Genomic DNA, 15,366 nt, shown 5'->3' on the forward strand with positions numbered 1-15,366 from the left:
CCCGGCATTTCCAAAGAAGCGATCAACCAGACCGCTTTTGCATTTTCGGTTCATCCTCATTTAACCGTCTACCACGGTTATTTTGCCCATATGGGGCCAAGTAACCTTTAGAAACAGTAGGTAAAATGGCCGTTTACGCTTTTGTTTTTCCAGGGCAGGGCAGTCAGTCCGTGGGCATGGGGTCTGAACTGGCCCAGGCCTTCCCTGCAGCCCGTGCCGTATTCGAAGAAGTAGATGAAGCGCTCGGGGAGCGTCTTTCCAAGACGATTTTCGAGGGCCCCACTGAGGCCCTAACCAGCACGGAGAATACTCAACCCGCCCTTATGGCTGTTTCCATGGCTGTAATGCGCGTTCTGGAAACCGAAGGTGGCCTAGACCTTGCAAGCAAAGTTACGCTTCTAGCTGGTCATTCTCTAGGAGAATACGCTGCCTTGGCCGCTGGGCGTGCTTTCAGCATTTCGGATGCTGCACGTCTTCTACGGCTTCGCGGGCAAGCCATGCAAAAGGCCGTTCCCGCTGGGCAGGGGGGCATGGCTGCCATTATTGGCGGCACTTTGGCACAAATACAGGAAATCTGCGCTAGAGCCGGAGAAGGAAGCATTCTGGAAATTGCCAATGATAACGGCGGAGGCCAGATCGTTATTTCCGGCTCCATGGACGCAATTGATAAAGCAGTGGCCCTTGCAAAGGACATGAAGATCAAACGCGCACTGAAGCTTCCCGTATCGGCCCCGTTCCATTGCTCCCTGATGCAGCCAGCAGAGGATGTGATGGCTGAAGCACTGGCAAAGGCTGATATCGCAGCTCCTATTGTGCCGGTGATTGCGAACGTAACAGCTGAAAGAGAAACCGACGCAGATGCGATTCGGAGCAATCTGACAAAACAGGTAACTGGCCGCGTCCGTTGGCGTGAAAGCGTTGAAGCTATGAGTAGCGCAGGAATTGATACGTTTGTGGAAATTGGCGCAGGAAAAGTTTTATCCGGCTTGATCCGTCGCATTGATCCGGAAGTGAGCACCCTTTCTGTCGGCACGCCAGCCGATATCGAATCCCTCCTTAAATCCTTTTAAAACAACCAGGTATAATTTCATGTTCAAACTTGATGGCAAGGTGGCTCTGGTAACAGGAGCTTCTGGCGGGATCGGGGGCGCGATTGCGGCCACTTTGCACGCCCAAGGCGCCACTGTGGTGCTCTCCGGCACACGTGAAGACGCCTTGAAAGCACAGGCTGAAAAGCTGGGTGGTGAACGCGTGCACTATGTGACTGCAAACCTGTCTGATCCAGCAGAAGCCGATGCGTTAATTGGCAAAGCTGAAGAAAAAGCGGGCAAACCTGTTGATATTCTTGTCAATAATGCGGGCCTTACGCGGGATATGCTCGCATTACGCATGAAAGACGAAGATTGGGATCAGGTCCTGAATGTGGACCTTTCCTCACCGTTTCGACTGTGCCGTGCTGCCCTGAAAGGCATGTTGCGCCGACGTTCAGGCCGAATTGTGAACATTGCCTCCGTAGTGGGAGCAACCGGCAATGCGGGGCAAGCAAACTATTCTGCGGCCAAAGCTGGCATGGTGGGGATGAGCAAATCCCTTGCGCAGGAAGTTGGCTCCCGCGGCGTTACGGTAAACGTGGTCGCTCCGGGCTTCATTGTCACCCCCATGACAGACGTCTTGCCGGATGCCCAGAAGGAAAAGCTGCAGAGCCAGATTCCGCTTGGTCGGCTTGGTAAACCGGAAGACATTGCCGCAGCTGTACTTTATTTGTGCTCGGATGAAGCTGGATGGGTTACAGGAGCGACCCTGCATGTTAATGGTGGCATGGCTATGATCTGAAGGCTAGCTGCACGGATAACGCATAACAGGTGGTGCAAAACGTTTTCAGATGTGGCAGACAGTTTCCGTAATTGGTGCTGGCCAGTCCATCTGGAAGAGCCTTCGTACGGTTCATCTTGGCTTGAACCAAAGAAACGTGCTATGCGCCCGCAGCCTTGTTTTCTGGATTGAAGTTCTTCGCTTCATCCAGATGCACAACAGGGAAGCTGGCAAATTAAGCGCCTAGACAACTTGCCCCTTTTTCTCATGGGCATATAGGAAGCAGAGACAGATGAGCGAAATCGCTGATAAGGTTAAGAAAATTGTGGTCGAGCATCTCGGCGTCGAGGAAAGCAAGGTCACGCCGGAAGCGTCGTTCATCGACGATCTGGGAGCAGACAGCCTTGATACCGTTGAACTCGTGATGGCTTTTGAAGAAGCTTTCAACGTTGAGATTCCGGAAGACGCTGCTGAAAAGATCGCCACTGTCAAAGACGCGATTGACTACATCGAAAAGCAGAAAGCGGCCTGATCAGGCCTTTTTGCCAAGCAATATAAGGTCCCTCTTTCCGTGAGGGACCAAACAGATTCAAGCGGGGAGCGGGCTGGTTTGTTGCAGTCGGCCGGAGCAAATTCGGGCCGGAGACGCGTTGTCGTCACCGGTATGGGCATGGTGGGGCCGCTTGGCCTCGGTGTCGAAAACGTATGGTCACGTCTGATTGCAGGCGAAAGCGGGATTGGCAGGATCACGCATTTTGACCCTAGCGATCTTCCTGCACAGGTAGCAGGTCAGGTTCCGGAAGGACCGGCCGCCGAAGGGAAGCTCACGCTTTCTGAATGGATACCTGTCAAAGATCAGCGCAAGATGGACCGCTTCATTCATATGGGGCTGGTTGCTGCTACGGAAGCTGTGGAAGATTCCGGATGGAAACCACAGACTGAAGAAGAGAAATGCGCCACAGGCGTCATGATCGGATCGGGAATCGGTGGTCTTCAGACCATCTATGATGCCTCGATCACGGTGCATGAAGGTCGCGCCAAGCGTCTTTCTCCCTTTTTCATTCCGTCTGCCCTGATCAATCTGGTCTCCGGGCATGTCTCCATCAAATACGGATTTCAGGGGCCCAACCACTCTGTGGTGACAGCCTGTGCAACCGGTGTGCATGCCATTGGGGATGCAGCCCGTATCATCATGTTTGGCGATGCCGATGTGATGGTTGCAGGGGGAGCGGAAGCAACTGTCTGCCCACTTGGCATTGCTGGTTTCTGTTCAGCCAGAGCCCTCTCTACCGGCTTTAATGAAACACCGGGCAAAGCCTCCCGCCCTTGGGACAAAGACCGTGATGGCTTTGTTATGGGGGAAGGGGCTGGTGTTGTGGTGCTTGAGGAATACGAGCACGCAAAAGCCCGTGGTGCCAAGATTTATGCCGAAATTGTCGGTTATGGCATGTCTGGCGATGCGTATCACATTACGGCTCCGGCTGAAGGCCATTACGGAGCCTACCGCGCGATGCGTTCTGCACTGAAAAGTGCTGGCGTTACCCCTGCGGATATTGGCTATGTAAATGCCCATGGTACGTCCACAATGGCGGATGACCTTGAACTGGAAGCCGTTGAACGCCTGTTCGGCGATGATGCGCGCAAACTGGCCATGTCTTCCACCAAATCCGCCACAGGGCATCTGCTCGGTGCGGCAGGCGCTGTGGAAGCCATGTTCTGTATGCTTGCGATCCGGGATAATGTGGTTCCTCCTACATTGAACCTAGATAACCCGTCCCGCGAAAGTGTGATTGATCGCGTGGCGCATACAGCGCAGCAACGTCCGGTTAATATCGCTCTTTCAAACAGCTTTGGCTTTGGCGGTACTAACGCCAGTCTGGTTGTACGCGGCGTCTGAGTTCGCTCTATTATTTCTTCGCAAGAAGGAATAATAAGACGCCATGCGTAAACTTTTCTTTCTCCTGTTTCTTTTGCTTCTTGTTGGAGTAGGAGGAACAGGCATGAAAGCGTGGCAGGACTACCACGGGTCTGGCCAGCTTGCTCACGATACCGATGTGGTTGTCCCACACGGCGACTATCAGAGCACCATTCATACTCTTCAGCATGCAGGCGTCCTTAAACAGGGATGGTGGACAGAACGCGTGGCCCGAAGCGCGATCTTTCTCACCAGACACGAGGGGCAACTCCATGCTGCCGAGCTGCACTTCCCTGCGTTTACATCAATGAAGCAGGCACTCTGGATTTTACGTCATAGCAAGCCCGTTCTGCATAAACTGACCATCCCAGAAGGCTTGACTGCCCTTCAAATTCAAACGCTGGTTCAAGCAGCTCCTTTTCTGATCGGAGAAGCACCTCTTCCGCAGGAAGGGAGTGTCCTGCCAGAAACGTACAGTTATCTTCGCAATAGTTCCCGTAGCGCCATTATAGACCGTGCGCGCGTTGCCATGACATCTGTTGTTTCAAAACTATGGACTGATCGGCAGAAGATTGGAGAGATTACAACCCAGCAGGCTTTTATCACGCTGGCATCTCTTGTCGAGAAAGAAACAGCGATCCCGTCTGAACGCCCGTTGGTTGCAAGAGTCTTTATCAATCGCCTTGAAAACGGCATGAAATTACAAACAGATCCTACTGTGATTTATGCCCTTACCAATGGCAATCCGCCATTGGGACGGCCTCTGACCCACACGGATCTGCAAACGCCCAGCCCCTATAATACGTATACCATTATGGGCCTTCCGCCGGGCCCCATCTGTTCCCCCGGACTTTCATCCTTGCAGGCCGTTGCTCATCCAGCCACAGGCGACATGCTCTATTTCGTCGCGAATGGGGTAGGGGGGCATAATTTTGCGACAACCCTTGCCGAACATAATAAGAACGTATCCCTCTTTCGGCAGAAAAAAGAACAGTCAAATGCAGCGGTTCAACCTTAAAAGAGGGTTGGCCGCCTCTTAAAGAAATGGCTGACTGCTTTCGACGACGAAACGCACAAGAAAATCCTCATGCAAACAGTCGCGAAAAAAGGGAATAAAGCATCCTAAGATGCCAAACAAACCAAACTAAAATGAATGCAACGGGGAAAAGAAGCCTTTGTATTCAAAGAAAAAAGGGCTTCTAGGCTCAGATTAAATGAGCTGTTTTTATATTTACTCAACTTGAACAATACGAAGAAACGAAACCTATGCCGTTCCGTTTCTTCCAACCATCCCATTACAAGCCCATCAGGCTTCTCATTTTCCCGCCTTAAGTGGAGCAAGCGATTCATGCTGCACGGAGGCTGCACCTGAAGTCGCACCGCCCTGGTAGTTGGGCACCGTATCAACCTCATTTGTAGGTTGAAAAGCGGAAGTAGCTTGCGTTGTTTTGCCATTGGAGGAGGTCGGCGTGGCAGAAGACAACTTGCCATACCGGGTCAAAACACTGCGGAGTGGGTCTGCGCCAGAATTATTGACGCGCATGGAAACCACAATATCCTCCGGCCCGACACTTTGACCGTAATATTTACGGTTGGCATCACTATTGACCGTCAATTTAGTGCCTCCCAGTGCTGCCCCAGCAAACAACCCCTGTGATTTCTGCGCCACCAGAATGTCGGTGTTCCTGGCTCCAGCATTTCCACGCTCCACGTTACTGCTCAGAGTTGCGAACGAAACACCCGCATTCGCACCAAACTGAAACTGACTATCCAGCAGAGCCTGCAACCCACGATCCGTCATAACAAAGAACATGGCCTGAGAATTCTGCACCCCTAACTGAAGCCCGAAAGAGGCGGTGCTAAGCGTATAAAACGCAGGGTCAGACCATGAGCCACGCGCATCCCTTGCCAAAAGAAGGCAGCCTCCTCCGGCACCACCAAAGGCTATGGACATCCGGAAAATGGACGGACACACCATAACCGCACGCGCTTTAGCCAAATTGACCGCTACGACGCTTTGGCCTGTAGCACCCACAAAAATATCCTGAACTGTGAGAGCAGCCTTATCCACCAATGTCTGAACTGTTTCAGCTGCGCGAGCCTGGACTGGCACACTGGTAAGAGCAATCATGCTCCCCAGAGCCAGAGAGAAAGACGTAAAACGATAAACGGACTGCATACGGGTGGTCTCCATTATGGGCCGCAACCATGGGTCATAACAAAAGCAGGATTTTATGGCGGCAGAATGGCCTGAAAAATGAACGTTCTCTCTGGGCTTTCACTCAAGTGGGATAGATACTGCTTTTGAAAGAACGTCTGCAATATGAGGATTGGCGGCAAGAATGGTTGCTGGCCCCGTCAAACCTCCATCCCGCAGGAAGGGAGAAACACAGGCTCCTGCCTCCGCCAGCAAGGGGAGGGCAGCAGCCACATCCCACAGGTTGATGACAATTTCGATATAGCCATCCAGCCGCCCGCAGGCCACATCCGCCAAGGCCAGCGCGCCTGAACCACCCGAACGGGGCATGGCCCCCAGATCCATAATGGCGTCAATCTTTTCCATGAAAACGGGTTTAGGAACACGGTTACTCCAGCCCATTTCAATCATGGCACTTGCGGGGTCAGCAACCGGAGAGGCCTGTATCCGTTTGCCGTTCAGAAAAGCGCCGTGGCCGCGCAGAGCCGTATAGACTTCTCCCAACGCGGGCGCTTCAATAACCCCCGCCACAGGTTCATCGCCGTCCAGAAGCCCCAAAGACACACACCACCGGCTTCTGCCCCGCGCATAATTAGAGGTTCCATCAATCGGGTCTACCACCCAACGCAACTGGCCTGCGCGCGCTACACCGCCTTCTTCTCCCTGAAAACCATCATCCGGAAAAAGTGCCTTCATACGTTCGGCAATAAATGTTTCTACTGCGCCGTCTGTCTCTGTCAGCCAATCCTGGGCGGCTTTCTGCTTTCCGGCCGGGCCACCCGGTGGCGGACGCATGGACATGGCAAGGCAAGCCGCATCATGCACCACAGCCCTTGCAGCTTCCAGACGACAGGCAATAGCCGGATCGGGTGAGGACATAGAACACAACTCCCAAAAAGCAGACATATGGGCTGCACCATAACGTCAAGTCTCTTGCGAAGCGACATCTGTGCGTACAAAAGCAGGATCGCTCTACAAACAAGCCCTTAACTTACGGCGAGGAGGCTGGATTTTGCCCTTTATGAGAACAGACCAGTGGCAGACAGGCATTATCCGCGCCCCCATGGCGACCATTCTTAGGGCGGAAACGCTTGAAGGGTTTACTCCTCAGTGGATTGGAAACGATCACGGCATGCGTTTTCTGGCGGACCCATTTGGCGTCTGGCACGAACACAATCTATACATTTTTGCTGAAGCTTACGATTACCGGACAAAATGCGGCAAAATCGATATGCTTCAATATGACTCCTCTCTTCAGTTTGTACGGCGTGCCCGCGTGCTGTCGGAACCGTGGCATCTTTCCTATCCCGTCGTCTTCCATCATGAAGGGTCATTCTGGATGCTACCGGAAGCTCATCGGTCCGGCCACCTGACCCTCTATCGCGCCTCCACTTTCCCTGACGTATGGGAAAAAAATAATCAGTTCACGTTTCCTGTCGCAGCCATTGATGCATCGCCCATATTCTTTAAAGGGCTTTGGTGGATGTTCTTCAGCCCTCCGGGAACGGGGCGTGAAAAAAAATCCATGCTGTGCGCAGCTTTTGCAGACCGCCTAACCGGCCCATGGCACTTGCACCCGGCCAACCCTATACGTGAAAATCTGTCCAGCGGCCGCCCTGGAGGAACGCCCATCGTGGACGGCAACGACCTCATTCTTCCGACCCAGGATTGTACACAAACCTATGGGGGGGGCATCTCTCTTGTTCGTCTTTCAGGCTTAAGCCCCACACATTGTACAACGTCGGTCATTCACACGCTTGCGGCCCCCAAGGCCTTTCAGCCTTGGACGGACGGCCTGCATACACTTTCGGCTGCTGGAAACGTCACGCTGATTGATGCAAAACGCATCAGTCATTCACCGGCCCGTCATGCTTATGATGTGAAACGGTGGCTCCAGAAAACGTTCGTGCCGAGATAAGCCACGAAAATCCGCCCGGCGATCAGACGCATTACGTGCATAAAACACGCCCACAAAGCAGCATGTTTAGAGATAGAGAGCTTTAGGCCAACGCCTGTGGAGCCAGAGCCAGCTTTCCGGCTTGCGTCTGATCCAGCTTTCCAGCCGATCATTCACCATTTGAACAAGAGCTTCCAAATCCTGCTGCTTGTCCCCCGTGTCAGGCAATGTCATAGGCGGTTCCACAACAATTCGGAGACGCGCTGGCCCCAGCCGTTCCACGTAACCTGGGATCACTGCACACCGATACCGCAGCGCCATAGCCGCCAACGCGGGGGCGGTCATGGCGGGCTGGCCAAAAAAACGCGCCTCAACGCCATCATTCATTTTCTGGTCAACCAACATACCCAGACGGCCACCTTTGGCGACATACATCAAAGCCTCCCGCGCACCCCGCGCACCTTTGGCGAAAAGAGGCATGGGGGTAGGGGCCATAGCCGTATCACGCAGGCGGCGTATCATGCTGTCAATCAAGGGATTACCTGCGGCCCTATAAAAAGAGGCAAACGGGGTACCATGCCGCGCCACGCCCGGCGGCAACATTTCCCAATTTCCGATATGCCCTGAAACAAACAGAACAGAACCGCCCTTGCGTGCCTGCTCGTGTAGATAGTCCGCCCCCTGAACCTCATACCCCGGTCCATAAGATGTGTTTTCCTGCAAACGAGAAAGGTGAGGAAGTTCCCCCACGGTACGCCCCAAATTCTCCCATACACCACGGACAATCCGCTTGCGTTGAGAACGGTTCAATTCCGGCATGGCAAGCTGTAGATTGCGATCTGCAACTTTGGAAACAGGAAGAAGCGGGCCGATAAAGCGGCTTACACGTCCAGCAAAGTTGGACGCTTTGACGGGGCCCATTTTCAGAAACGCCGCCAGCAAACCGTGCGCAAATGCCGCTTCAATGCGCATGAGCGCAGTTATCTCCCCCTTGCTCATCTCAGTGTTCCGCAAGGAAGGAGTCGATCGAGAAGACTTTCTGGTGCCGTCTCATCCGCCCATGTCAATCCAACCCCCACAGTCTGGACATGTGGGCGGAAAGAAGAAGGAAGACGTACAAAATCCTTGGGGGTTGTGACCAATTGCGCACCGTCTTGTTTGGCAAGCGTTAGAAGACGCTCAATATCCTGCGCCTTATAGAAATAATGATCAGGAAAAGCGATGACCCGCCTCATAAACACACCAGCCTCCTTCAACCCCTCAAAAAATTTGGAGGGGCGCCCCAAGCCCGCAAAAGCAAGGCATGGCTTTTCCTTCAGGGCAGCAATACCGGCCACATCTGGCTGGAGAAAAGCGTGGAGAACAGTACAGCCCGCAGGAAGGATTGGGGCATACTTGGCCAGAAAGCCCGTTTTGTCGGGGCCAATCAGCAGAACGGCTGAGGCGCGGCCCAATGCGTCCTGAGTTCGTTCGCGGAGCGGACCTGCCGGAAGCACACGTCCATTGCCCACTCCGACAACACCATCAACACTCAGCAGAGAGATGTCTTTGTGCAACCAGGGGTTTTGAAACCCGTCATCCATGAGTAAACACTGCGCTCCGGCACTGATTGCCGCGCGGGCTGAGGCAACACGATCACCCCCGATCCACGTTGGACATCGGGCTGCAAGAAGCAATGCTTCATCTCCCACATCGCGAGCTGTGTGAACGGCTGGCTCTACTCGTGTTGTTGCCTTAATCTTCCCCCCGTATCCCCGAATCAACACATGCACGCTGATCTGCCGGTTCTGCAATCTCTGCGCCATATCCAGCACCACTGTCGTCTTGCCTGTGCCGCCCGTTGTCATATTCCCACAGCACAAAACCGGGATAGGAGCTTTCCAACCGGGCTGTTTCTGCCGAATCTCTGCATAAGCAGAAACCACTCCTGCTAGAGGGGAGAGGAGGAGAGGTAACCATTTTGCATCAGGGTCCTGCCAGAAGCGCGGCGGATGAATCATGATTTCAGCAGATCCAGAACACGAGTAGTCAAACGGTCAATCAGATCTCCATTCACAGCAGAGACCCGCTCCTGGCTTAATGTCGCTTTGCGCGCGCGCAGTTCCGGGTCGCTAACCATTTGTCGTACCCATGCGGCAAGATCAGTCGCCGTCTCCACTACTGTCACGCTTTCTCCAAGACTACGAAATGCCTCTATAAAATTATGAACCAACGGCCCTGTAGCCAGCGCGCAGTCCAGACGTGCTGGCTCAAGCGGATTATGCCCACCACCGCCTTTTACGTCAGGCAAGCTATTGCCAATAAAAACCATGGGTGCGAGACGATAAAAAAGCCCCAACTCCCCCAATGTATCGCACACCCAAACTGAATCCGTCTTTTCCGGTAATTGGCCCAAAGAACGACGAGGCGCACCAGAAAACAGGGAACTGACGACCGCGCCCCGTTCGGGGTGCCTCGGCACGACAAGCGTCAGAAGATCAGGAACATCATTCCGTAACTGCTCCAGAGCTTTACGGATGTCCTCCTCTTCCCCATCATGGGTGGAAGCCGCCAAAAACAAAGGGCGCTTCCCGATATATGTCTGAAGTTTTTGCAATGCGTCTTCCTGCACAGGAAGAGCGTGCGCCACCGTTTTCAGGTCCCCACAAGCGAGCAGATTACGGCCCCCCAGCGCCTCGAAATGGCGGGCATCCTCCGACGAACGCGGCGCAATCCACGCAAAACGATCCAACATACGGCGAGCAATACGCGGTGCGTTACACCATTTTTTGAAAGATACGGGTGACATCCGGCCATTGACCAAGGCAACGGGAAGATTACGCTCGTGACACAACCCGATCAGATTGGGCCACAACTCGCTTTCCGTGAAAACGGCAGCCTGTGGCCGCCAGTGACTTAAAAAGCGTTTCCCCCAACGCGGTACATCCAGAGGAGCAAACTGATGAACAATCCGGGCTTCCTGTACTGTTCTCTGGGCGACCATACGGGCGGCAGTAACTGTACCCGTTGTCATCAATGCCGTTACTCGTGCATTCTGCCGGAGACAATTTTCAACGAGTGGCAGAATAGAAACAACTTCTCCCACACTCGCCGCGTGAAACCAGATCACTGCACCTAAGGGACGAGGCTGAGAAGCAAACCCCATTTTTTCCCTTACGCGAGAAGCTATCTCCTTGCCGCGTGTCTGCCGCCATCTCAAGAAAAACGGTAATGCAGGAGCGGCAACAGTTGCCGCCGTAGCCCACAGACGCGAGGGCATGAGATCAAGAGGTTGAGGGCGAAATTCTTCCGTAGGTAAATGTGCTATCCTAACCTTACTGCGCATGGCTGCTTCGGCTTGTCCCATCGCATCCGTAATGGCGGCTGATAACAACTGGCCAGCCTCCGCAGCGCTTCGTCCATCCGCATGCAGATGAAAAAGCGGAGCGCCACACACAAAACGACCTTTCCCAAATGGCACGGGAACAATCATTCTATCCCAAGATTTTAAACGAAAGCCGGAGCACGTTGCCCCTACAGGCACGATAGGCATTTTTACCATGGCAGCAAGGGCTGCGGCTCCTTGTTGCGCCTGCCGTCGTGGCCCGCGCGGACCATCAGGCGTAATGGCGACAATACCCCCATGCCGCAATCTTGCCCGCATACGCCGTATGGCTGCGGCACCGCCCTTATTCTTGCCTCGCGTATCCGAAGAGCCCGCAATGGACCAGATGCGCCATGGTGCCACAATATCGGCAATCAACCGTCCATCCCGATTACGGCTTATCAGCACATGTAACCGCAATGTCGGGTTCTGAGGCTCTGCCCACCACCATAATGCAGGCGTCAAGGGCAGTGCTTCATGCCAGAACGCCACAATGGCCGTATGCCCATCCTGCGCTGTCAGCAGTTTACGGGCTGCGGGATCCACGGTGAACGTCCAGCGCATGGTACGCAGGGTCAGCCCCAGATAGCCTCTGACAGAGGAAATCAGAACCTTGCGCAAAAGAGAACCGGAGGAAAGACGAAACGGCCTCACGCCAACCGGCCTCCGGCGCTAAAGCAGCTTTCTCCTGAAAGCAAATCCTTCTGGCTGTTCGTTCAGCACAGAAGGTTGATATGCCACACTAAAAGTCTCATGCGCTTTTTGCCAGACAGCAGCATCCACGCCTTCTGGCACAACCACGCTATTGACCCCACAACGCAGCAGAAATTCATACTGATCGGGCAGAATGTGCCCACCTGCACGAATTTCCCCTTCAAAGTGCAGATGCTCACGCAAAGCTCTTGCCTGCGTGAAAGGCCGACCATCCCGAAAAATGGGGAAGGTAACCTGTATGCTGCTCAGACGGGGCAGGGCGCTGCGCAGTTCTTCCACCGAATCTCCGGCATTCAACACGACACCAAGACGGCCATCGTTATTGCGACCCAACCCTTCAGACAACCGGGCCAGCGGTACCAGCACATCACCTGAAGGCAGAGCCTCGCCTTCAATGGCAACCTGCCAGTTATCTTCTTTAATCTGGCCGTTCTCAAGCAGGGGCATACGCGGCGTCCTTGAATGGTGCTGTGCCTAAACGGCGGCACGTGTCGATAAACTGCTCACCCGCCGTCCTTCTCGCAAGATACGTATCAATAATCCGGGCGATTGCATCAACTGTTTCATCTTCGGACATTGCTGCCCCGATAATCTGACCGATGGATACCGTATCCTGATCCGCAGCACCACCCAGAGTGATCTGAAACGCTTCCTCTCCTCGTTTATCTACCCCGAGAATGCCGATATGCCCTGCGTGATGATGCCCGCAGGCATTGATGCAGCCAGAAATATTCAACCGCAGAGGACCAATTTCCCGCTGTAATTCAGGGCTTGCAAAACGCTCACTCAACTTCTGCGCAATGGGAATGGACCGGGCGTTGGCCAGCGCGCAGTAATCCAACCCAGGGCAGGCAACGATGTCAGAAATAAACCCGACATTGGCAGTGCCCAACCCATTCTGATCAAGCGTCTGCCACAAGGCATAGAGCTTGTCCTGCCTGACATGCCCCAAAACAACGTTCTGCAAATGCGTGATGCGCAATTCACCAAAACTGAGTTGATCGGCCAGATCCGCCAGAAGATTCATCTGCGCGGATGTGACATCCCCGGGTATTCCTCCCGCTGGCTTGCAGGAAATTGTTACCGAGACATAGCCCGGCTGCTTGTGAGCATGTGTATTGGTACGCACCCAGAAATCAAACGCCCGATCAGCCTTGCGCTGCTGAATCAGTTTTTCTGCGGCTTGACCCGCGGGATCAAAATCAGGAACTCCAAAACGCGCCTGAATAGCGGCTACAATCTTTTCATCCAGCCTGTAACGTGCCCGGTCCATCGCCACAAATTCGGCATTCACACGGTTGCGGAATTCCTGCACGCCCAAAGCCTGAACCAGAATTTTGATCCGTGCCTTATAGATATTATCCCGGCGGCCAAATTCATTATAAACCCGCAGAATAGCTTCCAGATAAGCGATCAGGTCTTCTTCTGGCAGATCATCACGTAATTTTACGCCAACGATAGGCGTGCGACCTAGTCCGCCACCGACATACACTTCGAATACAGCTCGGCCATTTTCATCCTTACGGGCCATCAGCCCGATATCATGAAAGCGCGCTGCTACACGATCCTGCGGGCTACCAGAAATCGCGATTTTGAATTTACGCGGCAGAAATGTGAATTCCGGATGCAACGTGGACCACTGCCGCAAAATTTCCGCATGGATACGAGGGTCAATCACCTCATCCGCCGCGGCACCAGCAAACTGGTCGGCGGTCACGTTCCGGATACAGTTGCCACTTGTCTGAAGGGCATGCATATCCGCATCTGCCAGAAGCGCAAGAATATCGGGCGTGTCTTCCAGCTTGATCCAGTTGAACTGAATATTCTGCCGCGTGGTGAAATGCCCGTAATCACGGTCATACCGCTGAGCAATCTGCGCAAGAGTGCGCATCTGTCCGGAATTAAGCACGCCATACGGAATAGCCACACGTAGCATATAAGCGTGCAACTGAAGATACAGGCCGTTCATGAGGCGGAGCGGCTTGAATTCTTCCTCTGTCAACGCACCGGAAATGCGCCGTTCCACCTGATCCCGAAACTGAGCCACACGCTGTTTGAGAAACGTGCGGTCAACCTCATCGTAAGCATAATGCCCAACAGGCAGGGAAGAATGAGGGGCGTGAGACATGATAAAAAGAGACCTTGGTTAACGTCGCGAATCAGGCGGGAGAAACGGCAGGTCGTTCCTGCCATTCGGGCGTAAAGTCTGGATGCACGCTAGGTCCACCAGCCCGGATACACTCACGGCTGGTCACAGGCACCGGACCAGTGGGGGACAGGGAGACCTGCACGCCATAAACGCCAACCAGTTCATTATCCTGTGCACTCGCCGTCTGCTCCTTGAGAGCATCCTCGATTTCCACATTCGAATAGACGCGGGCGTTCCGTATATGAGGCGACCACTGACCATCCGCTGCCAGCCAGACAATACGCCCATCCAGCAAACGATTGGCGGTAATCACGCTGGAACCTTCTGCATCCCGGCGGTTATTTCTGCGGTCCATAAAAGGCCCCTTTCTGGAACGACCCAAGAGGATAAATTTTACACAGAGCAACTGAGTTTATCAAGATAACACGCTTGAAAACGATGATTATTGCGTAGCACCGTCACCTTCATGTCCTTACCGGATAATTCCCATATCCTTGAGACTAAACATATCGCTTTCCATTCCTGAACAGACGGGATCTGCTGATATCTAGAACGCCATCTCCGTTTGGAAACGCATTTTCTTCAGCATAATCAGGGATATGCACGGCAATGGTCCGATCCTTCAAACGCGCCAGATAATGCCTATAGCCATTTCGTACACCTTGAGAAGAGATGGGGATGACCTGACCCTGCGCAAGATCTGGAGATGCAACTGCAATTTCAAACGAGCGGATCATGGCATCAGCCGGGCCGGATGAAATCTCACCCGTCACGGCAAAAGGCAAAACACCCTCTTCATCCGGAGTAAACCAACCCTCCTGCACCACGCCCCGAAATATGGCTGCTTCCCCCAGAAACTCCATTACAAAAGCCGTAGCAGGCTCGCGATCCAACACTTCAGGCGTTGCGTCCTGCACGATGGAGCCCTGTTGCATCACCACAATACGGTCAGCAACCTCCAGAGCTTCTTCCTGATCATGCGTCACAAGAATAGTGGTTAATCCCAACCGATCATGCAGGGACCGCAGCCAGGAACGAATAGCCCGCCTTACAATAGGATCAAGCGCACCAAAAGGTTCGTCCAGCAGCAGTACGCCGGGGCCTGTCGCCAAAGCACGGGCAAGGGCAACACGCTGCCGCTGTCCGCCAGAAAGCCGGGCAGGGTAAGCCTTGCCCATATCAGGCAACTGCATCAACGCCAGCAGTTCCTGAACCCGTGCGGCGATATCATTTTTTGAAGGACGTATCGCCCGAGGCTGAACGTCCAACCCAAAACTGATGTTACGGGCAACAGTCATATGCGGGAAGAGCGCGTAGT

At 53.7% G+C, this 15,366-nt stretch carries 15 protein-coding genes; 6 read left to right on the forward strand and 9 right to left on the reverse strand.

Going from position 1 to position 15,366, the window contains the following annotated elements; translation table 11 throughout:
- The first annotated feature begins 125 nt into the window (after positions 1 to 125).
- From fabD to mltG, 5 genes are all read left to right on the forward strand, one after another.
- Positions 126 to 1,070: an ACP S-malonyltransferase gene (gene fabD, locus AD944_RS08220; protein ID WP_045541937.1), complete on the forward strand. Its 945-nt coding sequence runs from the start codon at positions 126 to 128 to the stop codon at positions 1,068 to 1,070.
- A gap of 19 nt (positions 1,071 to 1,089) precedes the next feature.
- Positions 1,090 to 1,833, forward strand: coding sequence for a 3-oxoacyl-[acyl-carrier-protein] reductase (fabG, locus tag AD944_RS08225; RefSeq protein WP_035381844.1), 744 nt, complete (start codon positions 1,090 to 1,092; stop codon positions 1,831 to 1,833).
- Positions 1,834 to 2,104: 271 nt separating this feature from the next.
- A complete protein-coding gene (locus AD944_RS08230) occupies positions 2,105 to 2,344 on the forward strand; it encodes an acyl carrier protein (protein ID WP_006557907.1) in 240 nt (79 codons plus the stop codon).
- A gap of 78 nt (positions 2,345 to 2,422) precedes the next feature.
- A complete protein-coding gene (gene fabF, locus AD944_RS08235) occupies positions 2,423 to 3,709 on the forward strand; it encodes a beta-ketoacyl-ACP synthase II (protein WP_082741182.1) in 1,287 nt (428 codons plus the stop codon).
- A 43-nt stretch (positions 3,710 to 3,752) separates the two neighbouring features.
- Positions 3,753 to 4,745 carry an endolytic transglycosylase MltG gene (gene mltG, locus AD944_RS08240; protein WP_045541935.1) on the forward strand — a complete coding sequence of 331 codons (993 nt, stop codon included), beginning with the start codon at positions 3,753 to 3,755 and terminating at the stop codon, positions 4,743 to 4,745.
- 297 nt (positions 4,746 to 5,042) lie between these two features.
- On the opposite strand, the gene AD944_RS08245 is transcribed toward mltG, so the two are convergent.
- Positions 5,043 to 5,906, reverse strand: a complete 864-nt coding sequence (locus tag AD944_RS08245; protein ID WP_045541934.1) for a lipid-binding SYLF domain-containing protein — start codon at positions 5,904 to 5,906, stop codon at positions 5,043 to 5,045.
- Positions 5,907 to 6,005: 99 nt separating this feature from the next.
- Positions 6,006 to 6,803, reverse strand: a complete 798-nt coding sequence (locus tag AD944_RS08250) for an inositol monophosphatase family protein (RefSeq protein ID WP_086640952.1) — start codon at positions 6,801 to 6,803, stop codon at positions 6,006 to 6,008.
- 142 nt (positions 6,804 to 6,945) lie between these two features.
- Between AD944_RS08250 and AD944_RS08255 the strand changes: the two genes are divergently transcribed.
- Positions 6,946 to 7,842: a glucosamine inositolphosphorylceramide transferase family protein gene (locus AD944_RS08255; RefSeq protein ID WP_035381839.1), complete on the forward strand. Its 897-nt coding sequence runs from the start codon at positions 6,946 to 6,948 to the stop codon at positions 7,840 to 7,842.
- A 66-nt stretch (positions 7,843 to 7,908) separates the two neighbouring features.
- Here AD944_RS08255 and AD944_RS08260 read toward each other — a convergent pair whose 3' ends face one another.
- The 7 genes from AD944_RS08260 to AD944_RS08290 all read right to left on the reverse strand — a co-directional run.
- Positions 7,909 to 8,820 carry a lysophospholipid acyltransferase family protein gene (locus tag AD944_RS08260; protein WP_045541932.1) on the reverse strand — a complete coding sequence of 304 codons (912 nt, stop codon included), beginning with the start codon at positions 8,818 to 8,820 and terminating at the stop codon, positions 7,909 to 7,911.
- Positions 8,817 to 9,818: a tetraacyldisaccharide 4'-kinase gene (gene lpxK / locus AD944_RS08265; protein WP_045541996.1), complete on the reverse strand. Its 1,002-nt coding sequence runs from the start codon at positions 9,816 to 9,818 to the stop codon at positions 8,817 to 8,819. Before lpxK ends, AD944_RS08260 begins: the two co-directional genes overlap by 4 nt.
- Positions 9,818 to 11,839, reverse strand: coding sequence for a glycosyltransferase N-terminal domain-containing protein (locus tag AD944_RS08270; RefSeq protein WP_052427128.1), 2,022 nt, complete (start codon positions 11,837 to 11,839; stop codon positions 9,818 to 9,820). Before AD944_RS08270 ends, lpxK begins: the two co-directional genes overlap by 1 nt.
- A gap of 18 nt (positions 11,840 to 11,857) precedes the next feature.
- Entirely contained in the window at positions 11,858 to 12,346 is a 489-nt protein-coding gene (locus tag AD944_RS08275) for a DUF934 domain-containing protein (RefSeq protein ID WP_045541931.1), read from the reverse strand.
- Entirely contained in the window at positions 12,333 to 14,027 is a 1,695-nt protein-coding gene (locus AD944_RS08280) for a nitrite/sulfite reductase (RefSeq protein ID WP_045541930.1), read from the reverse strand. The genes AD944_RS08275 and AD944_RS08280 overlap by 14 nt, the downstream gene beginning before the upstream one ends.
- 31 nt (positions 14,028 to 14,058) lie before the next feature.
- A complete protein-coding gene (locus AD944_RS08285) occupies positions 14,059 to 14,403 on the reverse strand; it encodes a DUF2849 domain-containing protein (protein ID WP_045541929.1) in 345 nt (114 codons plus the stop codon).
- Positions 14,404 to 14,548: 145 nt separating this feature from the next.
- Positions 14,549 to 15,366, reverse strand: an 818-nt coding sequence (locus AD944_RS08290; RefSeq protein ID WP_061474817.1) for a sulfate/molybdate ABC transporter ATP-binding protein, incomplete at its 5' end; no start/stop codon positions are given.

It is taken from the genome of Acetobacter tropicalis (genome assembly GCF_001580915.1).
GTDB classification, from domain to species: domain Bacteria; phylum Pseudomonadota; class Alphaproteobacteria; order Acetobacterales; family Acetobacteraceae; genus Acetobacter; species Acetobacter tropicalis.